Origin of the sequence: Ralstonia mojiangensis, assembly GCF_023955645.1 — a bacterium.
Taxonomy (GTDB): domain Bacteria; phylum Pseudomonadota; class Gammaproteobacteria; order Burkholderiales; family Burkholderiaceae; genus Ralstonia; species Ralstonia mojiangensis.
Genome location: NZ_JAMXHU010000001.1, coordinates 447,046 through 466,946, shown reverse-complemented (window position 1 = coordinate 466,946; position 19,901 = coordinate 447,046). Strand labels below are relative to the sequence as shown.

Genomic DNA, 19,901 nt, shown 5'->3' with positions numbered 1-19,901 from the left:
GGCTATGCGCGCTCGCTCACGCCTGCGCTGGCGAAGGTCGCCATTTCGCGCAGGAACGCCACGGCCGACACGACCACCGGATAGGCCAGCACCGCACCGCTGCCCTCGCCCAGCCGCAACGACAGTGACAGCAGCGGCCGCGCATCGAGCACCTCCAGCAGCGCACGATGACCGCGCTCGTCCGACACATGCCCGAACACGCAATAGCGCAGCACGTCGGGCGCCACCTGAGCCGCTACCAGCACAGCGGCCGTCGCGATAAACCCGTCGACAAGGATGACCATGCGCCGCTGCGCAGCTTCAAGCACCGCACCCACCATCGCCGCGACCTCAAAGCCACCGAAGCATGCAAGCACGTCCAGCGGCTCACGTACATCTGCATGCTTGGCCATTGCCGCCTCCAGCACGGCACGCTTGTGGGCGAGGCCATCATCGTCAAGCCCAGTGCCGCGGCCAACGCACTGCGCGACCGGCAAATCGCATAACCGCGCCATCAGACACGCGGCAGACGCCGTGTTGGCAATGCCCATTTCGCCCAGCGCGATCACGTTGGTGCCGAGTGCCGCATGGTGCGCCACGCGCTGCGCGCCGAGGGCCATGGCGCGGTCACGCTCGTCGGCGGTCATGGCGGCTTGCGCAGCACCCTCGTCGGCAAAGTTGCGCGTGCCGGGACCGACAGGTGCATCGACCAGGCCCGGCGTATCCGCCATCCACAACGGTGCGGCAACACCGGCGTTCACCACCTCCAATGCAAACCCATGCTGGCGGCAGAACACATTGACAGCCGCGCCACCCGCGATGAAGTTGAGCACCATCTGGGCGGTCACCGCTTGAGGGAACGCGCTCACGCCAGCGTGGGCGATGCCGTGGTCTGCGGCAAATACCACCATTGCGGGGCGCGTCAGCTGCGGGGTGTCGGTGTTCTGGATCAGGCCGATCTGCACGGCCAGCGATTCAAGCCGGCCCAGTGCGCCGAGCGGCTTGGTCTTGCTGTCGACTGCGGCCTGCAGACGCACGCGCAGCGCGTCATCAAATGGCGGAATGTGTATGGCTTGATTCATCACAGTTCGACTCCTGGCTGCGCCTGGATGCCTTGGGAAAATGCGTGCTTGACGAGCGTCATGTCGGTCACGGTATCTGCCGCGTCGATCAGTTCAGGGGGCGCACCGCGCCCGGTAATCACCACATGCTGCGCTGGCGGCCGGGCGCGCAAATCGGCCAGTACGGTCTGCACGTCAAGGTAGTGGTACTTGAGTGCAATGTTCAATTCATCCAGCAGCACGAGGCCGACGGTCGGATCGCTTAGCAGCTCGCGTGCGCAGGCCCATGCGGCTTGCGCCTTTTCAACGTCGCGCGTGCGGTCCTGCGTCTCCCACGTGTAGCCCTCGCCCATCACGTGAAAGCTGCATTGTTCGGGAAAACGGCGCAGGAAACGCTCCTCGCCGGTCGGGATCGCGCCCTTGATGAACTGCACCACGCCGACCTGCATGTCATGGCCCATGGCGCGGATCACCATGCCAAAGCCGGAGCTGGATTTGCCCTTGCCGTTGCCGGTATTGACAAGCAGCACGCCGCGCACGTCGGTGGCGGCGGCGATCTTGGCATCCACCACGGCCTTCTTGCGCTGCATGCGCGAGCGGTGGCGCTCGTTCAGCGCGTCATTGTTGTCTTCAGTCGTCATCGGAATCATCAGGAATCAAGGCCGTAAGGCGGCCGTCGGCCACCTCGGCAATAGGGGTGCGCAGCACGCGCGCGCAGTGCTCGGGCGTGAGCACATCGGCCGCGATGCCTGCGGTGGTGTGCCCGGCGCCATCCATCAGCAGCGCGTGCGTAGCGAAGCGGCGCGCGAGATTCAAGTCATGCACGGTCAGCACGACCAGCCAGCCGTGTTTGCGGCAGCCCTCGCGCAGCAGGCGAAGCACGGAAACCTGCTGATGCAAATCGAGGTGCGCGACGGGCTCATCGAGCAGCAGCACGCGCGCCTCCTGCGCCACCACGGCAGCCATCGCCACGCGCTGACGTTCACCACCAGAAAGCGTCCGCACATCGCGTTGTGCCAGAGGCAGCAACTGCAGCGCTGACACCGCCGCATCGACGGCGCGGGCATCGGCGTCGCCCTCCCATTCCCAGCGTGCAAGATGCGGGTGGCGGCCTGTCATCACGGCGTCGTAAACGGTGATGGGGAAGGTGTCATGCAAGGTCTGCGGCAGAAACGCGCGACGGCGTGCCATCGCCAGCGCCGGCCAATCGGCGAGCGGGACACCATCGAGCGTGACGCTGCCGCCGTCCGGCAAGCGCAAGCCTGCCAGCACGGAAAGCCATGTCGACTTGCCCGCGCCGTTCGGCCCGATCACGCACCAGAGTTGGCCCGCGGTGGCCGTCATCGATAACCGCTCGATCAGCACGCGCCCATCGATGGTCACCCGCAGATCGTGCAGCGCAAGTTCCGGCGCTGTGTCCAAGTGGGCAAACGCATCCGGTGCTGGACTTGGGCGGCGCCACCAACTCATCGCGCGCTCCGCATCAGCAGGTAAAGAAACGTCGGCACCCCGAGCAGGGTGGTGATCACGCCCACGGGCAGTTGCGTTGGGGCGATCAGCGTTCGGGCAATCAGGTCGGCCAGCATCAGCAGGCCCCCGCCGGCCATCGCCGTAGCGGGCAAATGGATGCGCACGTCGCGGGTCCACGCCAGGCGCACCATGTGCGGCACCAGCAGGCCGACAAACGCGACCGAGCCTGCAATCGTGACCGCCACCGCCGTACACAGCGACGCTACCACGTAGATCAACGCGCGCACACGCGCCACCGGCACACCCAGCGCGCGGGCGCGGGTTTCACCGGTCAGCAGCACGTTCAGGTCGCGCGCATGCGGCAACACCACAGCAATCGCCGCCACGAGCGCCACCAACGCACCCGCATAACGATCGGCGCCACCCAGGTCACCGACCATCCAGAAAATCATGCCGCGCAGCTTGTTCTCAGGCGCAACCGTCAAGATAAGCGTGATCAGACCGACCCAGCCGGAGGCCATCACCACGCCACCGAGCAGCAAGCGGGCATTGGCCTCGCCGGGCTCGCCACGCCACAGGTGCTGACGCGCCAGCGCCGCCACCAGCGCCATCGACAGCAGGGCTCCGACTCCGGCACTCGTCTGCACCGCCCACCACGGCAGCGAAAACAACATCGCCGTGAGGGCCGCCACTGCCCCGCCGCCGGACACGCCCAGCACATACGGATCGGCCAGCGGATTGCGCAGCAGCATCTGCATGAGCGCCCCGGCAAAGGCCAACAGCCCGCCGGCAGCAAATGCAGCGCCCGCACGCGGCAGGCGCAATTCGTTGACGATGCCTGCTGCCAGGCCATCGCCACCGCTATTGCCAAAAAAGAGGGCCCGCCAGACTTCAGCGGGCGACAGCTTCACACTGCCGAGCATCAATGACGCCACCAGCACCACCACGCACGCAAGCGCCAGCAGCGACCACAGTCGCCAGGCAAAACCGCGTGCGGGCAGTGCAGGTGTTGTCATCGCTTCGGTTCGTGCTGTTGCCACGACAGCGTGAAGAACACCCCACGCGACGCCGTGTTGTACGGATAGATCAACTGGTAGTTCTTGTTCGTCACGTTTTCAACACGTGCCGACACCGCCCAGTCAGGCGTGATCTGGTAGCGGCCGACCAGGTTCAGCAAGCCATAGCCGCCGAGCGTCTTGGTCGAATCCTGACGATCACCCGCCGCATTCCACTCCACGCCCGCCGAGAACGGCCCGAACGTCTTGTACGCCGAAACGCTGCCGAAATGCCGAGCACGGCGCGACAGCAGTTGGTTGGCCGACAAGTCCTGCGGGTTCTGCATGGTAAAGCTCGCACGCAGGTCCACGCCATAGATCGAACCCCGATACGACGTCTCGAGCCCGTTCACACGCGCACGGTTGACGTTGGCTGCGGAGCAATTGAAATCTGCGTCGCATACAGCCGTGATCAGGTTGCTGTAGTCCGTCTCGAACGCCGTTACGCGCACCAAACCGATCGCGCTGCTGTATTCCACGCCGCCCTCAACCGAGCGTGCTTTCTCAGGCTGCACGTTCGGGTTACCGAAAAACGGGTAGTAAAGCTCGTTGAAGCTCGGCGCGCGGAAGGCGTTGCTCACACTCGCCACTGCCTTCCATTGGGGGTTGAACGCGAAGCCGTAGCCGGCGTAATAGCTGTTGGCGCCACCAAAGTCCGAGTAGCGGTCGCGGCGCAGGTTCAACTGCAACTGGTGCGGACCGAACTTGCCTTCGTAACCGATGTAAGCGGAATCGACGTTGCGCGTGGGCACGTTGTAGGCATCGCTGTCGATGCTGGTCTGCAGATGCTCCAGGCCCACCTTGAACAACTGATTCGGCATGAAGGCCCAATCGTTCTGCCAGCTCGCCTGCTGGTTGCGCGTGTTGAAACGACCGTTCTGCGCGCCGTTCAGGAAGTTCAGGTTTTTATCGTCACCTTGCGAGAGCGTCACGCGCGTCTTCCAGTCCTGCGTCACCTTGCCGTCCACATACGCCGACATCGACCGCACCTGGTTATGCGCGATATTGATATCGGTCGGGCTGCCGAAGCCGCTGTCGTAACTGACATCGCCCCAGGTCTGGAAGTACGTCAGCCCTGCCTGCCAATCCGCGGAAAAGCGATGCGACAACTGCGCCGACACGCTCTTGTTCGTGTAGGGGTTGTCGTTCGGGTTGGCATTCTTGGCCTGCAGCGGATTGATTGCAGAGAATCCGTCGGTCTTGAACTCCGACACCGACACCGCGAACGACGTATCGCCGCGCTCGCCCAGCGAGCCGTTGATACCCGCCTGCGCGCGCTTGGTGTTGCGTGCGCCGTACTCAATCTCTGCGTTGGCCAACGGGGCATGCCCCTTGCCGCTGCGCGTGAAGATCTGCACCACGCCACCAATCGCGTCGGAACCGTAGAGCGCCGACACATTGCCGCGCACGACCTCGATATGGTCGATCTGGTCGGCCATCAGTTGATCGATCTGCGTGGCGCCCAGCGTAGCGGAACTCACCCGCACGCCATCAATCAGAACCAGCGTCTGGCTGGAACTGGCGCCACGCATGAAAAGACTGGCGCTGGTGCCGGGGCCGCCGTTCTGTGTGATTTCGATGCCGGCCTCGCGGCGTAGCAGCGTCACCGCATCCGGCGCCTGCGAGCGCTCAATATCGGCGCGGCTGATGACCGTCGTGTGCGGCAGTGCATCCGACAGGGGCTGCTCGCTGCGCGAGGCCGTCACCACCGTCGGATTCAGTTCACCCACTGGCGTGCTGGCTACCGGTGTATTGCTTTGTGCCCAGGCTGGCGCGACTGCACCTGCCATGACCCCCGTTAGTGCGCTGGCAAGCGCGCGCATGGCCGTCCGGGGCATCCGGAGTGGCCGCTTTGTAGTCAAGCTCATGTTGAAAAGACAAGAAGCGTCAGCCGGACCCGTTCCCCCGCGGGTCGCTGGCAGCAGGATCTCGATGCGGTTCCCTCCAGGGTTTCACATCGGCTCTGAGATCCACCGTCCTGGCCGGTATCCGGGCTGGCGAAGCGGCCTGTCCGCCTTCCCATTCCCAAAGGAACAGTGGCATATGGACAGACCGCGCGGCACCCATCTTCTTTGCGAGATGGCGGGTACACGCGGCGTTCGCTTACCGTTGCGGGGGCAGCGCAGGTTGGCGCATCGCTTGGGGCGCGCGCTCCCTGCTTCCCGTTTAACTGCAGATGGTGCTGCGGGCACCAGGACGCCGCGAAGTTTAACGGAAAAGGCACGCCAAACCCGCCCCAGTCGCGGTAAAAACACACCCTCCGCACGTTGTGCCCGCTGCGTCGCCTCAAGCCGCCGCCTATTGCGCATCCGTATGGAGGACAGGCGCGACGCTCATGATCGGCTAAAATCCCCCCACTCGATTCTGATTGACACCCAATGCTGAACGAACTCGAACAACTTGCCGGCAAGATCACGCGCGTGCTGCGTCACGCCGATGCGCTAGCCGCCGAGAACCAGCGCCTGCGCGCCGAAGTCGAGCGGCTTCAGGCGGAAGCCGAGGCCTCCAAGACCGAGCGCGACGCGATGGTCGCCGACCGCAGCGTGCTCAATGCCAAGATCGAAGAAGCGCAACTGCGCATCCAATCGATTCTCGACAAGCTGCCCACGGCCACCGACGCGCGCCAGCTTGACCTCCTCGGCCAGGCCGCAGGCGCCGATGAAACAACGGCCGCCCCCGCCCCGCATTCGGAGACCTAAGCATGAGCAGCAAGCAAATTGAAGTGAACATCGCCGGGCAGCCTTACAAGTTTGCCGTCTCGGTCGATAACGAAGCAGCCCTGCGTGAAGCCGCAGCCATGGTCGACAACCAGATGACGCGCATCAAGAACGGCTCGAACACCAAGGGCATCGAGCGCGTTGCCGTGATGGCCGCCATCAGCATCGCGTCGGATTTGCTGTCGATGCAACGCCAGGCCGCGTCCGATTCCGCCCTGCCGATCGACACGATTCGCGCCAAACTGGCCGACCTGAACGCCCGCACTGACGAGGCGCTGCGCCAGTACGGAGAAGTCATTTAGCGAAGGTCAAAATGTGTTTGTAACCGGATCGCATCCGGGCTTGGGTTCGGATGCGAACGGGTGTATAGTGTCACCCAATGGCTTCCAAGATCTCCCGCAAACCCTTACAACATAAGGCTTTAGCGACTACAGAGTAGAGAAAAACGGTTGCCTGCGATGAATCTTTCAGACGCATCGCCATGCGCTCAAAACACAGCGTGATGATGCGTCTGACAGTTTCCCTGCCTGGTTCGCCATGGCCATTAATTCCTTGAACCGATAAGCATTGCTTGGTGCGGGATATGCCGTGTGGGCGAGCGCGTCTTCCAGTGCATAGCGTGCGACGCAAGTCGTGGGCTCCCTGCGCCGGTGATGTACCCAAAATGCGGCTTCCGCTGCCACTCTGAACCTCACTTGGGTTCAGGATGCGGGTCTAGCGGCCAAGGTGGGGACCCAACAAAAGGCGGTAGTGCACATGTGCGCTACCGCCTTTTTCTTTGCCGATCCTCCATACACCCGTCATTACCGCACCGCCAATGGCGAGGCCGTGGCCGTGTTGCTATGCTGCGCACACCGTCACTTCCCCGCACGTCGCCCGCGCGCCCACACGATGGCCACCCAGTACTGGTTGATGAAGTCCGAGCCCGACGAAGCCAGCATCGATACGCTGCACGCCGAAGGCACCTTGCCCTGGACGGGCGTTCGCAACTATCAGGCACGCAACTTCATGCGCGACCGTATGCGCATCGGCGACGGCGTGCTGTTCTACCACTCGTCCTGTCCGCAGCCCGGCATCGCGGGGCTGGCGGAAGTGTGCTCGACCAGCTATCCAGATCCCACGCAGTTCGACGCCAAGAGCCATTACCACGACCCCGCATCGAAGCCGGAAGCGCCGCGCTGGATGCTCGTCGACGTGAAGTTCGTGCGCAAATGCGCGCTGATCGATCTGCCGACATTGCGTGCGCACGAACAGCTCGCCGACATGACGGTGCTGCAACGCGGCAATCGCCTGTCGATCACACCCGTCACGCCCGCGCAGTGGCGTTACATCACCGCCAAATTGATGCGTGACCCTGAGTGAATGGTTGGCATCGGCAGGGAATTGTTACAAACGTGATGAACGATGCGCGTAACGACCAGTCAGACGCATCACATTGCTTTTTTGGGAGAACACAATGAAATCTGTCCTGGCCGCAACTATTTTAGGGACTGCAATGATGACGACTGCTTTCGCACAAGCCGCTCCTGAAACGAATCATTCGGGCGTACTGTCGCTGGATGCGCAGGCCGTGGCCGAAGTGCCGACCGACACCGTCACGCTCACCCTGGGGGCCGAGCAGGAAGGCGCGGACCCGGGCGCAATCTCCACGGCCCTGTCGCGCAAGGCCGATGAGGTGATCAACCAGGCAAAGCGCACATCCGGCGTGCAGGCAGAAACGGGTGGCTTCAACATTTATCCGAACACCGATCGCAACGGCAAGATCAGCGTCTGGCGCGGCCGCGCGGAGGTGCGCATCACGTCGAAGGACTTTGCAGCGGCGTCCAAGCTGGCGGGCCAACTGGCCAACCAGATGCAGGTGCAGAACGTGAATTTCACGCTCTCGCGCGAGGCGCGCACGGCGGCGGAAGCCAAGCTGATCGACCAAGCCGTGAATTCGTTCCGTGACAAGGCACTGACGACCACCAAGCTGTTCGGCTACACGAGCTACACGATCCGCGACGTGCATGTGAGCGAGGGCAGCAACAACCCGGGCCCGCGTCCGATGATGCGCATGGCAGCGGCTCCCGCATCTTACGATTCGGCGCCGGTGCCCATCGAGGGCGGCAAGGCTCAAGTGACAGTGACCGTTTCCGGCGCCGTGCAGATGCTGAAATAAGCAGCGAGCCGCGCCATGAAAAAAGCCACCGGACTTCGGTGGCTTTTTCTTTGCACGGTTGCAACGTCAGGCGTGTGCCTGGTCTTTTGTACCGTTGCCTGCGCGACGATAGGACCAGACCAGCATGGTGATGCCGATTAGGATCATCGGCAGCGACAGCCACTGCCCCATCGACAGGTTCGCTGCGAGCAGGCCGAGGAAGTTGTCCGGCTCGCGGGCAAATTCCGCAATGAAGCGGAACACGCCGTAGCCGAGCAGGAATGCGCCAGACACCGCGCCCATCGGCCGCGGCTTGCGCGCATATAGCCACAGCAGGATGAAGAACAGCACACCCTCGCCGAGGAACTGGTAGATCTGCGAGGGGTGGCGCGGCAGCATGTGGTACTGATCGAACACAGCCTGTACGCCGCTGGTGACGGCTTCTTGCGCATGCGAAAGCAGCCACTCCCGGTCTTCGCCCTGTGCCTGCGGAAACATCATCGCCCAAGGCAGATTGGGCGACGACACACGGCCCCACAGCTCGCCGTTGATGAAGTTGCCGAGGCGCCCCGCTGCGAGGCCGCACGGGACCATCGGCGCGATGAAATCAGTCACCTGCATCCACGATCGACCGCGCATGCGCGCATACAGCATCATCGCCACGACCACACCGAGGAAGCCGCCGTGGAAGGCCATGCCGCCTTCCCAGACCTTGAAGATGTCGAGCGGGTGGGCGAAATACCAGTCGGGCTTGTAGAACAGCACGTAGCCCAGGCGCCCGCCGAGAATCACACCGAGCACGCCGTAGAAGAGCATGTCGTCAAGGTCGCGGCCGCTCCAGCCTTCGGCGGCGATGTGTGGCTGGCGCGTGCGCAGGCGCCCGAACCACAGGAACATGATGAACGCCGCCAGATACATCAGGCCGTACCAGCGGATGGCGAGCGGCCCCAGATGCAGGGCGACGGGGTCGAATTGCGGATGGATGAGCATGAATCCTGTGGGTTTCAGGTTTGGTTGTCTTCTTGCAGCTTGGCAACGGCTTCGGCACTGGACACGAACCACGGCAGCACCGGCGAAGCGGCATCGCGTCGCCACACCAGCCCGGTCTCGATGATCGGGCTCGGCGCGGCGAGTTCGAGATAGACCACGCCAGTCCGCTGGAGGTTGCATAGCGATGCCGGCACCAGCGCGACGCCCATCTCGGCGGAGACCAGGCTGACGATGGTCTGCATCTGGATGGCTTCCTGGCCGATGCGCGTGGCAGCCCCAGATTCTCCGGGCCGGCCGCCGTGCGCGGCATGATAGCCGGTAATGATGTCATACAGCGCGGGCGCGGACCGGCGCGGGAAGATGATGAGCGGTTCGGCTGCCGCATCCGGCAGCGCAATGGGCTGACCCTGCGCCACCCCCCATTGCGCCGCGCGCGATGTGGGCACCGCCAGCACAAGGCGCTCGCGTACGAGCGGGCGGTATTCCAACTCTCCAGGCACCGAGCCCGCGTGATGCGCAATCACGACGCCGGCATCCACGTCGCCGGCCAGGAGCGCTTCGATTTGCACATCGCTGGTGGCCTCGCGCAGCAGAAGCTGCACATCGGGCCGCGCGTCGCGAAAATGCCGCAGCAAGGCGGGCAGGATGCCGTAATCGGCGGTGCTGACGAAGGACAGCGACAGCGAGCCGACCTCCCCGCGCGCCAGCCGCTGCGCGAGGCCGGGCAACGCATTCGCATCGGCAAGCACACGCCGCACCTCGACCAGCCAGCGCGCGCCGACGGCCGTCAGCGCCACGGAGCGCTGCGTGCGATGGAACAGCGTGACGCCCAGTTCGTCTTCCAGCGCGCGAATCTGCTGCGACAGCGGCGGCTGCGTCATCGAAAGCCGCTCGGCTGCGCGTCCGAAATGCAGTTCCTCGGCAACGGTCACGAAGTAGCGAAGCTGGCGCAGATCCATATCGGCGATTGATATTTTTTTCGACTCAATAATCTGTCAATAATATATTTGACGCGCCATTTCGCCAAGCGCATGCTGGGCGCCAGGCTGTTGACTACAACGATAGTGCGACCCCACGGAGACCCTCATGCCAGACAACAAGCGTTCCCAGCACATCACACAGGGCGTGGCGCGCTCGCCCAATCGCTCGATGTACTACGCGCTGGGCTACACGAAAGACGACTTCAACAATCCAATGATCGGCGTGGCCAACGGTCATTCGACCATCACGCCGTGCAACTCGGGCCTGCAGAAGCTGGCCGATGCCGCGGTGGCTGCCGTGAAGGACGCCCGCGCGAATCCGCAGACTTTCGGCACGCCCACCATTTCTGACGGCATGTCGATGGGCACGGAAGGCATGAAGTTCTCGCTGATCTCGCGCGAGGTGATTGCCGACTGCATCGAGACCTGCGTCAACGGCCAATGGATGGATGGCGTCGTCGTCATCGGCGGCTGCGACAAGAACATGCCGGGCGGCATGATTGCCCTGGCGCGCACGAATGTGCCGGGCATCTATGTGTACGGCGGCACCATCAAGCCGGGCCACTGGAAGGGCAAGGATTTGACGATCGTCTCGTCGTTCGAGGCCGTGGGCGAATTCACCGCAGGCCGCCTGAGCGAAGAAGACTTCGAAGGAATCGAAAAAAACGCCTGCCCGTCGAGCGGTTCGTGCGGCGGCATGTACACGGCCAACACGATGAGCTCATCGTTTGAAGCGTTGGGCATGTCGCTGCTGTATTCATCGACGATGGCCAATCCCGATCAGGAGAAGGTCGACAGCGCAGCTGAATCCGCCCGCGTGCTGGTCGAAGCCGTGCGCCGCGACCTGAAGCCGCGCGACATCATCACGCGCAAATCCATCGAGAACGCCGTAGCCGTGATCATGGCCACCGGCGGCTCCACCAACGCCGTGTTGCACTACCTGGCCATCGCCCACGCGGCAGAAGTGGAATGGACCATCGATGACTTCGAGCGGGTGCGCCAGCGCGTGCCCGTCATCTGCAATCTCAAGCCGTCGGGCCAATACGTGGCGACCGACCTGCACGAGGCCGGCGGCATCCCGCAGGTGATGAAGCTGCTGCTCAATGCCGGCCTGCTGCATGGGGATTGCATCACCATCACCGGCAAAACGCTGGCAGAAGAACTCGCGCACGTGCCCGACCAGCCGCGCGCTGACCAGAACGTGATCCTGCCGATCGACAAAGCTCTCTATAAGGAAGGCCACCTCGCCATCCTGAAAGGCAACCTGGCCGAGGAAGGCGCCGTGGCGAAGATCACCGGCCTGAAGAACCCCGTCATCACGGGCCCGGCGCGCGTGTTCGACGACGAGCAAAGCGCGATGAGCGCGATCCTGAGCGACCAGATCAAGGCCGGCGACATCCTCGTGCTGCGCTATCTAGGACCGAAGGGCGGCCCCGGCATGCCGGAGATGCTGGCGCCGACCTCAGCCATCATCGGCAAGGGCCTGGGCGAGTCGGTCGGCTTCATTACCGACGGACGCTTCTCGGGCGGCACGTGGGGCATGGTGGTCGGCCACGTCGCGCCGGAAGCGTACGTGGGCGGCACGATCGGCTTGGTGCACGAAGGCGATTCGATCACCATCGACGCACACCAGCGCCTGCTGCAGTTGAACGTGCCAGACGACGAGCTTGCCCGCCGCCGCGCCGCGTGGAAACAACCGGCGCCGCGCTATACGCGCGGCGTGCTGGCGAAGTTTGCGAAATTGGCGGCAACGGCCAGCAAGGGTGCTGTGACGGATTGAGTAGTTGGCGACACCCACAAAAAACCCGCCAGACGGCGGGTTTTTCTTTGTGCGATCAGCGCTGCGGGGGCTTGTGCTGCGCGGCGAGCGCATCGTCCAGCGCCGCGCCCAGCCAATCCATCAGGCGGGCCTCCAGCGTGCGGGTCAGCTCAGCTGCAAGCTGTTCGCTCAACAGCGACAGGCGCGATTCCATGGCTGCGCGGCACTGCGCTTCGATCAACGCCGGCCACTCAGATTGGAAACGCCACATCACGTCGCCCATCACGCGGGCGGCATCGGTGCCTGCGGGAGGCATGGCTGAAGTGGGCGTCAGGCCTTGCTCGCGCAATGCGGGCGGGACGTCCACGTGGGGGGTTTCTGCTGGCGCAGGCGGCGTCGCGGCGGGCGCTGCCGCGGGTGCTGTGTCCTCCAGTTCGACAATCTCCGTCAGAACCGGGATGTTGTTGTCCGCGTGGGACCCGGGATAGCGTCCGTCGGTCATGCGCGCCCCACGTCGTGATGTTGGATCGGATAGCCGCGATCGCGGTAGAAGCGGAAGCGATCGCGCGCAGCGGCACGATCGGCATCGTCATCGCCAACGATCTCGATCAATCGGCTAAAGCGCGCGAACAGCGCCGGCGGTTCGGGCGACAGGTTGACCAGGATGTCGTGATGTGGCGCGTCGTCCAGCGGCTCGGATGCATCGGCCAGCAGGATGGGCGTCTGCGCAGCCAGCGGATGCCGCAGGCCGCAATGCGGCAGGAAATCGAGCTGACTGAACGTCCACAATTGCGTGTCGAACGCTTGCAGCGCAGCTTGATCTCCGACCACGATCACTTTCTGGCCCGCGCCGTAGGCCTTGCGCACCAGCCGGCAGGCATACGCCAGCTTGCCGGGCACGTTGCTGTGAAAGTCGACGCGAGTCATACGGTGCTTTGCCTCTGCCAATCAACCGCGGTCCATCAGGAAGCGCGTCAACAGCGGCACCGGGCGGCCCGTGGCACCCTTGGCCGCGCCGCTCTTCCAAGCGGTGCCGGCGATGTCCAGGTGGGCCCAGTCATACTTTTCGGTAAAGCGCGCCAGGAAACAGGCAGCCGTCACGCTGCCGGCCGGACGGCCACCGATGTTGCCCATGTCGGCAAAGTTGGACTTGAGCTGCTCCTGGTATTCCTCATCCAGCGGCATGCGCCACGCGGTATCGAGCGATTGCTTGCCGGCCGCCACCAGCGCGCCCGCCAGCGCATCGCTGCGGGCGTACATGCCGGTGTTGATGTGACCAAGCGCGATGATGCAGGCGCCCGTGAGCGTTGCCACGTCGATCACCACTGCCGGCTTGAAGCGTTCCACGTAAGTGAGCGCATCGCAGAGGATCAGGCGGCCTTCGGCGTCGGTATTCAGGATTTCGATGGTCTGGCCCGACATGCTGGTCACCACGTCGCCCGGCTTGGTGGCGACACCGCTAGGCATGTTCTCGCAGGTCGGCACCACGGCGATGACGTTCTGCTTGAGGCCCATTTCGGCCACAGCACGCAGCGTGCCCAGCACCGAAGCGGCGCCGCACATGTCGTACTTCATCTCGTCCATGCCCTCACCCGGCTTGAGCGAGATGCCACCCGTATCAAACGTGATGCCCTTGCCAACCAGCACCACCGGGGCCTGCTTGGCCGGGCCACCCTCGTAGCGCAGCACGATGAAGGCCGGCGGCTCCACGCTGCCCTTTGTCACGGCCAGGAAGGCGCCCATCTTCAAGGCTTCGATCTGCTTGCGGCCGAGCACTTCCACCTTGAGCTTGAAGTCCTTGGCGATCTGGCGTGCGGTGTTGGCCAGGTACGTCGGCGTGCAGATGTTGGACGGCAGGTTGCCCAGATCACGCGTAAGGTCCATGCCGTTGGCGACGGCAGCGCCGCGCGCTGCGGCCACGGCGGCCGCCTTGGCATCGGCTGCCGGCACGGCCAGGACGACCTTGCGCAGGCTCGTACCGTTTTTGTCGCGCTTGCTCTTGAGTTCCGGGTGACGCTCGATGAAGCGGTAGCTGGCTTCGCGGATGAGCGTGACAGCGGTCAGGACGGCCCAGGCGGTATCTTTGTCGCGCGCGGCGTGCTCGGTGAGCGTCCACGTCACGCTCGTGGCCTTGGTGCTGGCCAGCGCGCGCAGTGCGGTGCGCACGGCCTCGGCGTAGACGCGGTCGGTGAAATCGGCTTCCTTGCCCAGACCAACCAGCAGCACGCGGGCAGCGCCCACGCCGGCCACTTCGTGCAGCAGCAGCGACGTGCCGCGCTTGCCTTCAAAGTCGCCCAGCTTGACGAGGCGAGCGACCAGGCCCTTGGTGGCCACGTCCAACGCCTTTGCGGCGCCGGCCAGGGTCTGCGACTCGAACAGACCGATCACGAGGCAATCGCTCTTGGCGGCTAGGGCGCCTGCTTTGGCCCAGTCCAGGGCTTTTGTGCTAAATTCCATCGCGCTTCTCTCTATGAGGCGAGTCAACGAAAGCCCACATTATCCGCCATTTTGCGCAGGGGCTCCGGTGGAACGCACGCCGGCCATGACCTCGCCCTCCCATCCCGCATCCGCATGATTTTTGAACAAGCCCTGCGACGCGAGCTGTCATTCACCGCCGGCGCCGTCTTTCTCGTGCTGCTGACGTTCATGCTGACCACCCTGGTGATCCGCATTCTCGGCATGGCCGCCAACGGCGAAGCGAACCCGAACGACGTCCTGCTCCTCATCGGCCTGGCAACGCTGGGCTACCTGGCGATTCTGCTGTGCGCCACGCTCTTCATCTCGGTCTTGCTGGTGCTGACGCGCTGGTACAAGGATTCCGAGATGGTGGTGTGGTTCACCTCCGGCATCAGCCTGACGGATTTCATCCGCCCCGTGCTGCGCTTCTCGCTGCCGTTCATCGTGCTGGTGGCGCTGCTGGCGCTGTTCGGCTGGCCGTGGGCCAACCAGCAGAGCGCGCTGTTCCGAGACCGCTTCGAGCAGCGCGATGTGCTGTCGATGATCTCCGCCGGCCGCTTCATCGAGCCGGCGCACGGCAGCTACGTCCTCTTTATCGAGGGCGTCGATAACGGCATGAAGCACGCCCGCAACCTGTTCGTCGCCAATGCCGAGCAGGACAAGATCGGCGTGGCGATGGCCAAGACCGGCGAATTCAAGACCATGCCAAACGGCGACCGCTTTGTCGTGCTCGACAAGGGCCGCCGCTATGAAGGCACGCCCGGCAAGCTCGACTACCGCATCGTCGAATTCGACAAATACGGCGTGAAGGTCGCCAACAAGCCGCCGCGGGCAGATGCCAGCCTGCCAACCAAGAGCCGCTCCACGAAGGATCTGCTCGCCAACCCGACGCCCGAGAACCTTGGCGAATTGGTCTGGCGGATCGGCCTGCCGCTGCTGGCGCTGAACTTCGTGCTGATCGCCATTCCGCTGGCCTACGTCAACCCGCGCCTGGGCCGCTACACACCGATGATCTTCGCGGTGCTGATCTACCTGACGTATTCGAACCTGCTGAACCTGTCGCAGGCGTGGGTCTCGCAGGGCAAGATGAACGTGTTCATGGCGTGGTGGCCGATCCACCTCGCTGCCTTCATCTGCGCGGTGTTGCTGTTCCGCTTCCGCCATTACAGCGCGGCCGGCCTGAAGGGGATTTCCGCCCTCCTCGGCTTCGCGCCCAAGAAGGCGGGTGCATGATGAAGATGCCGGTCTACGAGAAATACTTCGCGCGCCAGATCTACGGCGTGTTCGTCTTCATCCTGTTTGCGGTGCTGGCGCTGTTTATCTTCTTCGACATGCTGGGCGAACTGGGTTCGGTAGTCGGACGCTACACCACGCTCGTCGCGTTCTTCCACGTGATGCTGCAGGCGCCGACGCGTGTGTACGAAGTGATTCCGGTGGCGGCGCTCATCAGCGCCATCTACGTGTTCTCGCAGATGGCGAGCCAGTCGGAGTTCACGATCTTTCGCGTGGCCGGGCTTGATACGCGGCGTGCGCTGATGTCGTTGTTCAAGATTGCGTTGCCGCTGGCGCTGGTCACGTACATCTTCGGTGAATTCATCGGGCCAAAGGCGGAAGAGTACGCACAGAAAGTGCGACTGGAAGCACTGGGCGCGACGGTCTCGGCCGGCTTCCGCTCGGGCGTATGGGTCAAGGATCGCGGCCCCGCCAAACCCGACGGCACGGGCGGCGAAGTCACCCGCTTTGTCAACGTGGGCGCGCTGCAGCCGGACCAGTCCATCAAGGGCCTGCGCATCTATGAATTCGATTCGGACTACCGCCTGAGTTCGATCCGCGTGGCGGAGCAGGCGCGCTACCAAGGCCACCAGAACTGGCAACTGAACGGCGTGACGGAAACGCGCTTCATTGAATTTCCGCGCAAGCCAGGCACCGTCGCCCCGCAAGACACCGTGCAGGCCGTGCCCGGCGCACCCGATGCGCTGGCGCCCGACTTCCGCGGCGAGCAGATCAAACTGCCGCAGCAGGAGATGCGCTCTGAGCTCACGCCGCAGATTCTGTCGGTGCTGATGGTCACTCCTGACCGCATGGCCACGCTGGACCTCTTTCAGTACATCCGCCATCTGCGCGACAACAAGCAGGACACGCAGCGCTACGAGATCGCGCTGTGGAAGAAAGTGGTCTATCCGTTCACTGTGCTGGTGATGATGGCGCTGGCCCTTCCCTTTGCGTATCTGCACGCACGGGCGGGGGCGGTTGGCCTGAAAGTATTCGGCGGCATCATGCTGGGGTTGTCGTTCCAGCTGGTGAACAACCTCTTCTCGCACGTCGGCCTGCTGAACACGTGGCCGGCCATTTTCACGGCCATCGTGCCGGGCGCGTTGTATCTGGCACTGGCGTTGGTCAGCCTGCGTTGGGTGGAGCGCCACTGATGGCCGACCGGGCGCTCGTTCTGTTTGCACACGGCGCACGCGATGCCCGCTGGCGTGAACCATTCGACCGCCTGCGCGCGCGTTTGGCTACCCAGCAGCCTGACGTTGACACGCGCCTAGCCTTTCTCGAACTGATGGCGCCCGATCTGCCGGGCACCATCGCTGACCTGGCCGCAAACGGCACGCAGAGTGTCACCATCGTGCCGGTGTTCTTTGGACAAGGCGGCCACTTGCGGCGCGATCTGCCTGCATTGGTCGCGCAATGCGCGCAAGCTCATCCCTCCCTCTCCATCCGCTGCGCCGATGCTGTTGGCGAAGACGACGCCGTGCTCGACGCCATCGCGGGTTACTGCGTCCGCCAACTCGGCTAAGCCGGACATCGCCTCACTGCGGCTCTGCCGCGCGCGTGAAGCGCGCATGCACGTTGTTCTCGACGTGAAAGCCATGCGTAGCAAACTCCACCAATTCCAGCGTCAATCCAAGATAACGACGCGCAAGCACGTCAGCAAGATGCGCGCGCATGGCGGCGAACATAGCCGCACAGACGGGCCCCGTCACGTTTTTAGGCCGCCCTGCCTTGATCCTGAACGTCACGTGGATGAAGGCGTCGTCCGCACTGCCGTCCGCCATGCGGTATTGGTCTAGCCGCAGCGCGCGCGTGCGGATACCACCGATGGGAAACACGGCGGCGTGGCAGATCAGCACGTCATTGAGCGCGCGCATCAGCTCCGGGATGCGCGCGTCGGCTTCGACGTTGGCTGTGTATTCGATGATGACGTGCGGCATCGCAGGCGCCTGAAAAGAACATTAGGTGATTAACGCGCCACTACGGCTTCAGTGCACAACGCCGATTCGAGCGAATCCACCACGCGCCCCAGCCGGCCCAGCGACGGCGCCCGGTGCACACACACATCCCAAAGAGCGGGCGCTGCTGCCAGCTTGTGGGCCGAGAGCGACCCTTCGTCAATCTGCGGGCCAATGAGCCGCGACGGCGCGAAGCCTAGCCCGAAGCCCTCCGCCACCAGCGCATGCTGCAACGGCACCGATTGCACCTCGGCAGCCACGTTCGGCGTCAGCCGGTCTGCCTCGTAACGGCCGAGCAACCACGCACGCATTTCGCAACCGGCCGGATTCAGCACCCAGGCTTCGCCCCGGACCTGCGCCATCGACAACGCGGCCGGGAGCTTGCGCGACGGCGCAGCAATCAGGACGACCGGCTCGGTGCCGATCACGCGGATACCGCCATCCGAGCGATGACCGGCGGCCCCCGAAGGGGCCAACCACAGCGCAGCGTCCAGCTCAGCGCGCTGCAGACGCTCACGCAGGACGCCGCCCCACTCACAGCTCAAGCGAAACGACACCGCCGGGAAACGTTCCCGCAGACCCGACAGCACGCGCGCGAATCGCACATCGCCCACGGCGTGGCTTACCCCCACACGCAGCACGCCTTCCGGTTCACCCGATGTACGCACGCTACCGCGCAGCGCTTCGAACTCGCCGACGATGGTGCGGCACCGGGCAAGCACTGCCTCGCCCTCGGCCGTCAGGCGGAATGGTTTGACGCGACGGTCGAAAAGCACGGTATCAAGCGCGCGTTCGAGCCGCTGAATCTGCTTGGTGACGGCCGGTTGCGTGAGCGGCAGACGCTCCGCTACGCGCGCGATCGAGCCCGTCTGCGCCAACAGCACAAAGGTACGCATTTCTTCGAGCATGCCGACATTCCCATTTGTTATGTTTTTTCTGACCAAATTGAATTGGATTCATCTTATGACATGCGCCAAAGTCGTGCCAGACGCGCCTGATGCGCGCCCCCCCCAACACTCCTGCCAAGAGGAACCCATGAAAGCACTGGCTCTGACCGACGGTTACGGCATCGATACCCTGCGCCCCATCGAGCGGGACGATCCGATGCCTGGCCCCCACGAGATCATCGTTCGTACGCGCGCCGCGTCGCTCAACTACCGCGATCTCGAAATCGTCTGCGGCACCTTCTTCACGCGGTTTCCGTTACCGCTGATTCCGCTTTCGGATGGGGTTGGAGAGGTCCTTGCCGTGGGTGAACAGGTCACGCGCGTACGCCCGGGGGACCGCGTGGCGGGCACGTTCTGGCAGCGCTGGGATGCCGGCGACTTCCGCAACGCCGACACACGCCGCATGCTCGGCGGCCCCATCGACGGCTGGCTGGCCGACACCATGCGGCTGGATGCAGGTGGCGCAGTGGTCGTTCCTGCGCACCTGAGCGACGCGGAAGCGGCCGCGCTACCCTGCGCGGGTGTCACCGCCTGGCATTGCCTGATCGAGGCAGGCAGCCTGCAGCCCGGCGAGACCGTGCTTGTGCAGGGCACGGGCGGCGTGTCGATGTTCGCCGTGCAATTCGCGCTGATGGCCGGCGCACGGCCCATCGTCCTATCCAGCAGCGACGCCAAGCTGGACCGCGTCCGAGGTCTGGGCGTGCCTGAGTCCGACACGATCAACTATCGAACGACGCCCGAATGGCATGAAGCGGTCTTGGCGCTCACGGAAGGCCGGGGCGTCGATCACGTCATCGAGGTGGGCGGTGGCGGCACGCTGCAACGCTCGCTGAAGGCGTTGCGGATTGGAGGACAGATTCACCTTGTCGGCTACCTCGCTGGACGCGAGGGCGGCGTCTCGCCGCTGGAGATCTTCGCGCGCAAGGCGGTGATCCGGCCAGCATCGGTGGGGCCACGCGCGTCATTTGAAGCGATGAACCAGGCGCTGGCGTTGCACGGCCTGCATCCGATCGTCGATCAGGTGCTGCCATGGCAGGACGCGCCCCAGGCGTTCAGGGCCCTGCAAGCCGGGAAGGTGTTCGGGAAGATTGCGCTTGCGTTCTGACGCAGGCTGAAATC

At 64.2% G+C, this 19,901-nt stretch carries 21 protein-coding genes, 1 other RNA gene and 1 riboswitch; of the genes, 10 read left to right on the top strand and 12 right to left on the bottom strand.

Annotated elements, in window-relative coordinates; all coding sequences use genetic code 11:
- Positions 1–2: 2 nt before the first annotated feature.
- Genes cobT through NG898_RS02195 form a run of 5 tightly spaced genes read right to left on the bottom strand, consistent with a single transcriptional unit; the run spans position 3 to position 5,403 of the window.
- On the bottom strand, positions 3–1,061 hold the full coding sequence (gene cobT, locus NG898_RS02215) for a nicotinate-nucleotide--dimethylbenzimidazole phosphoribosyltransferase (protein ID WP_252690896.1): 1,059 nt from the start codon (positions 1,059–1,061) through the stop codon (positions 3–5).
- Positions 1,061–1,681, bottom strand: a complete 621-nt coding sequence (gene cobO / locus NG898_RS02210; RefSeq protein WP_252690895.1) for a cob(I)yrinic acid a,c-diamide adenosyltransferase — start codon at positions 1,679–1,681, stop codon at positions 1,061–1,063. The genes cobT and cobO overlap by 1 nt, the downstream gene beginning before the upstream one ends.
- The gene (locus NG898_RS02205) at positions 1,671–2,510 is read right to left on the bottom strand and encodes an ABC transporter ATP-binding protein (protein ID WP_252690894.1); all 840 of its coding nucleotides are present in this window, start codon (positions 2,508–2,510) and stop codon (positions 1,671–1,673) included. The genes cobO and NG898_RS02205 overlap by 11 nt, the downstream gene beginning before the upstream one ends.
- Positions 2,507–3,526, bottom strand: coding sequence for a FecCD family ABC transporter permease (locus NG898_RS02200; RefSeq protein WP_252690893.1), 1,020 nt, complete (start codon positions 3,524–3,526; stop codon positions 2,507–2,509). The genes NG898_RS02205 and NG898_RS02200 overlap by 4 nt, the downstream gene beginning before the upstream one ends.
- Positions 3,523–5,403: a TonB-dependent receptor domain-containing protein gene (locus NG898_RS02195; protein ID WP_252690892.1), complete on the bottom strand. Its 1,881-nt coding sequence runs from the start codon at positions 5,401–5,403 to the stop codon at positions 3,523–3,525. Before NG898_RS02195 ends, NG898_RS02200 begins: the two co-directional genes overlap by 4 nt.
- Before the next feature lie 125 nt (positions 5,404–5,528).
- Positions 5,529–5,776, bottom strand: a riboswitch (cobalamin riboswitch).
- Positions 5,777–5,943: 167 nt separating this feature from the next.
- Between NG898_RS02195 and NG898_RS02190 the strand changes: the two genes are divergently transcribed.
- From NG898_RS02190 to NG898_RS02170, 5 genes are all read left to right on the top strand, one after another.
- On the top strand, positions 5,944–6,264 hold the full coding sequence (locus NG898_RS02190; RefSeq protein WP_092972876.1) for a hypothetical protein: 321 nt from the start codon (positions 5,944–5,946) through the stop codon (positions 6,262–6,264).
- Positions 6,265–6,266: 2 nt separating this feature from the next.
- A complete protein-coding gene (locus NG898_RS02185; protein WP_092972874.1) occupies positions 6,267–6,584 on the top strand; it encodes a cell division protein ZapA in 318 nt (105 codons plus the stop codon).
- Positions 6,585–6,799: 215 nt separating this feature from the next.
- A non-coding RNA gene (gene ssrS / locus NG898_RS02180) (6S RNA) lies at positions 6,800–7,019 on the top strand.
- 154 nt (positions 7,020–7,173) lie between these two features.
- Positions 7,174–7,644 carry an EVE domain-containing protein gene (locus NG898_RS02175; protein WP_252691603.1) on the top strand — a complete coding sequence of 157 codons (471 nt, stop codon included), beginning with the start codon at positions 7,174–7,176 and terminating at the stop codon, positions 7,642–7,644.
- A gap of 94 nt (positions 7,645–7,738) precedes the next feature.
- Entirely contained in the window at positions 7,739–8,440 is a 702-nt protein-coding gene (locus NG898_RS02170; protein WP_092972872.1) for an SIMPL domain-containing protein, read from the top strand.
- A 66-nt stretch (positions 8,441–8,506) separates the two neighbouring features.
- On the opposite strand, the gene lgt is transcribed toward NG898_RS02170, so the two are convergent.
- Positions 8,507–9,409 (bottom strand): prolipoprotein diacylglyceryl transferase, encoded by a 903-nt coding sequence (gene lgt / locus NG898_RS02165; RefSeq protein ID WP_252690891.1) that lies wholly within the window; start codon positions 9,407–9,409, stop codon positions 8,507–8,509.
- A 14-nt stretch (positions 9,410–9,423) separates the two neighbouring features.
- A complete protein-coding gene (locus tag NG898_RS02160) occupies positions 9,424–10,368 on the bottom strand; it encodes a LysR family transcriptional regulator (RefSeq protein ID WP_252690890.1) in 945 nt (314 codons plus the stop codon).
- Positions 10,369–10,495: 127 nt separating this feature from the next.
- On the opposite strand from NG898_RS02160, the gene ilvD reads away from it, so the two are divergent.
- A complete protein-coding gene (gene ilvD, locus NG898_RS02155) occupies positions 10,496–12,169 on the top strand; it encodes a dihydroxy-acid dehydratase (RefSeq protein WP_252690889.1) in 1,674 nt (557 codons plus the stop codon).
- Between the two features lie 55 nt (positions 12,170–12,224).
- Here the strand turns inward: ilvD and NG898_RS02150 are convergent, their stop codons facing one another.
- From NG898_RS02150 to NG898_RS02140, 3 genes are read right to left on the bottom strand one after another with little or no spacing between them, the layout of a single operon-like run.
- Entirely contained in the window at positions 12,225–12,650 is a 426-nt protein-coding gene (locus NG898_RS02150; protein ID WP_252690888.1) for a DUF2486 family protein, read from the bottom strand.
- Positions 12,647–13,075: a DNA polymerase III subunit chi gene (locus NG898_RS02145; protein WP_024975014.1), complete on the bottom strand. Its 429-nt coding sequence runs from the start codon at positions 13,073–13,075 to the stop codon at positions 12,647–12,649. The genes NG898_RS02150 and NG898_RS02145 overlap by 4 nt, the downstream gene beginning before the upstream one ends.
- Before the next feature lie 21 nt (positions 13,076–13,096).
- Positions 13,097–14,605 carry a leucyl aminopeptidase gene (locus tag NG898_RS02140; protein WP_252690887.1) on the bottom strand — a complete coding sequence of 503 codons (1,509 nt, stop codon included), beginning with the start codon at positions 14,603–14,605 and terminating at the stop codon, positions 13,097–13,099.
- A gap of 114 nt (positions 14,606–14,719) precedes the next feature.
- Between NG898_RS02140 and lptF the strand changes: the two genes are divergently transcribed.
- From lptF to NG898_RS02125, 3 genes are read left to right on the top strand one after another with little or no spacing between them, the layout of a single operon-like run.
- Positions 14,720–15,838 carry an LPS export ABC transporter permease LptF gene (gene lptF, locus NG898_RS02135; RefSeq protein WP_252690886.1) on the top strand — a complete coding sequence of 373 codons (1,119 nt, stop codon included), beginning with the start codon at positions 14,720–14,722 and terminating at the stop codon, positions 15,836–15,838.
- On the top strand, positions 15,835–17,031 hold the full coding sequence (lptG, locus tag NG898_RS02130; protein ID WP_175537144.1) for an LPS export ABC transporter permease LptG: 1,197 nt from the start codon (positions 15,835–15,837) through the stop codon (positions 17,029–17,031). Before lptF ends, lptG begins: the two co-directional genes overlap by 4 nt.
- Complete coding sequence (locus NG898_RS02125) at positions 17,031–17,402, top strand: sirohydrochlorin chelatase (RefSeq protein ID WP_252690885.1); 372 nt, start codon at positions 17,031–17,033, stop codon at positions 17,400–17,402. Before lptG ends, NG898_RS02125 begins: the two co-directional genes overlap by 1 nt.
- 13 nt (positions 17,403–17,415) lie before the next feature.
- On the opposite strand, the gene NG898_RS02120 is transcribed toward NG898_RS02125, so the two are convergent.
- Positions 17,416–17,817 carry a 5-carboxymethyl-2-hydroxymuconate Delta-isomerase gene (locus NG898_RS02120; protein ID WP_252690884.1) on the bottom strand — a complete coding sequence of 134 codons (402 nt, stop codon included), beginning with the start codon at positions 17,815–17,817 and terminating at the stop codon, positions 17,416–17,418.
- Between the two features lie 29 nt (positions 17,818–17,846).
- Positions 17,847–18,743, bottom strand: a complete 897-nt coding sequence (locus tag NG898_RS02115; protein ID WP_252690883.1) for a LysR family transcriptional regulator — start codon at positions 18,741–18,743, stop codon at positions 17,847–17,849.
- A gap of 127 nt (positions 18,744–18,870) precedes the next feature.
- Between NG898_RS02115 and NG898_RS02110 the strand changes: the two genes are divergently transcribed.
- Positions 18,871–19,887 (top strand): zinc-dependent alcohol dehydrogenase family protein, encoded by a 1,017-nt coding sequence (locus NG898_RS02110; RefSeq protein WP_252690882.1) that lies wholly within the window; start codon positions 18,871–18,873, stop codon positions 19,885–19,887.
- Positions 19,888–19,901: the final 14 nt, after the last annotated feature.

What these genes read in the sequence shown, in the direction of transcription:
- NG898_RS02170 (WP_092972872.1), top strand. Translation starts at nt 7,739, where the DNA reads ATGAAATCTGTCCTGGCCGCAACTATTTTAGGGACTGCAATGATGACG.
- ilvD (WP_252690889.1), top strand. Translation starts at nt 10,496, where the DNA reads ATGCCAGACAACAAGCGTTCCCAGCACATCACACAGGGCGTGGCGCGC.
- lptG (WP_175537144.1), top strand. Translation starts at nt 15,835, where the DNA reads ATGATGAAGATGCCGGTCTACGAGAAATACTTCGCGCGCCAGATCTAC.
- NG898_RS02200 (WP_252690893.1), bottom strand. Translation starts at nt 3,526, where the DNA reads ATGACAACACCTGCACTGCCCGCACGCGGTTTTGCCTGGCGACTGTGG.
- NG898_RS02205 (WP_252690894.1), bottom strand. Translation starts at nt 2,510, where the DNA reads ATGAGTTGGTGGCGCCGCCCAAGTCCAGCACCGGATGCGTTTGCCCAC.
- NG898_RS02185 (WP_092972874.1), top strand. Translation starts at nt 6,267, where the DNA reads ATGAGCAGCAAGCAAATTGAAGTGAACATCGCCGGGCAGCCTTACAAG.
- NG898_RS02190 (WP_092972876.1), top strand. Translation starts at nt 5,944, where the DNA reads ATGCTGAACGAACTCGAACAACTTGCCGGCAAGATCACGCGCGTGCTG.
- NG898_RS02115 (WP_252690883.1), bottom strand. Translation starts at nt 18,743, where the DNA reads ATGCTCGAAGAAATGCGTACCTTTGTGCTGTTGGCGCAGACGGGCTCG.
- NG898_RS02145 (WP_024975014.1), bottom strand. Translation starts at nt 13,075, where the DNA reads ATGACTCGCGTCGACTTTCACAGCAACGTGCCCGGCAAGCTGGCGTAT.
- NG898_RS02175 (WP_252691603.1), top strand. Translation starts at nt 7,174, where the DNA reads ATGGCCACCCAGTACTGGTTGATGAAGTCCGAGCCCGACGAAGCCAGC.
- cobT (WP_252690896.1), bottom strand. Translation starts at nt 1,061, where the DNA reads ATGAATCAAGCCATACACATTCCGCCATTTGATGACGCGCTGCGCGTG.
- cobO (WP_252690895.1), bottom strand. Translation starts at nt 1,681, where the DNA reads ATGACGACTGAAGACAACAATGACGCGCTGAACGAGCGCCACCGCTCG.
- NG898_RS02140 (WP_252690887.1), bottom strand. Translation starts at nt 14,605, where the DNA reads ATGGAATTTAGCACAAAAGCCCTGGACTGGGCCAAAGCAGGCGCCCTA.
- NG898_RS02195 (WP_252690892.1), bottom strand. Translation starts at nt 5,403, where the DNA reads ATGCCCCGGACGGCCATGCGCGCGCTTGCCAGCGCACTAACGGGGGTC.
- NG898_RS02125 (WP_252690885.1), top strand. Translation starts at nt 17,031, where the DNA reads ATGGCCGACCGGGCGCTCGTTCTGTTTGCACACGGCGCACGCGATGCC.
- NG898_RS02110 (WP_252690882.1), top strand. Translation starts at nt 18,871, where the DNA reads ATGAAAGCACTGGCTCTGACCGACGGTTACGGCATCGATACCCTGCGC.
- NG898_RS02160 (WP_252690890.1), bottom strand. Translation starts at nt 10,368, where the DNA reads ATGGATCTGCGCCAGCTTCGCTACTTCGTGACCGTTGCCGAGGAACTG.
- lgt (WP_252690891.1), bottom strand. Translation starts at nt 9,409, where the DNA reads ATGCTCATCCATCCGCAATTCGACCCCGTCGCCCTGCATCTGGGGCCG.
- NG898_RS02150 (WP_252690888.1), bottom strand. Translation starts at nt 12,650, where the DNA reads ATGACCGACGGACGCTATCCCGGGTCCCACGCGGACAACAACATCCCG.
- NG898_RS02120 (WP_252690884.1), bottom strand. Translation starts at nt 17,817, where the DNA reads ATGCCGCACGTCATCATCGAATACACAGCCAACGTCGAAGCCGACGCG.
- lptF (WP_252690886.1), top strand. Translation starts at nt 14,720, where the DNA reads ATGATTTTTGAACAAGCCCTGCGACGCGAGCTGTCATTCACCGCCGGC.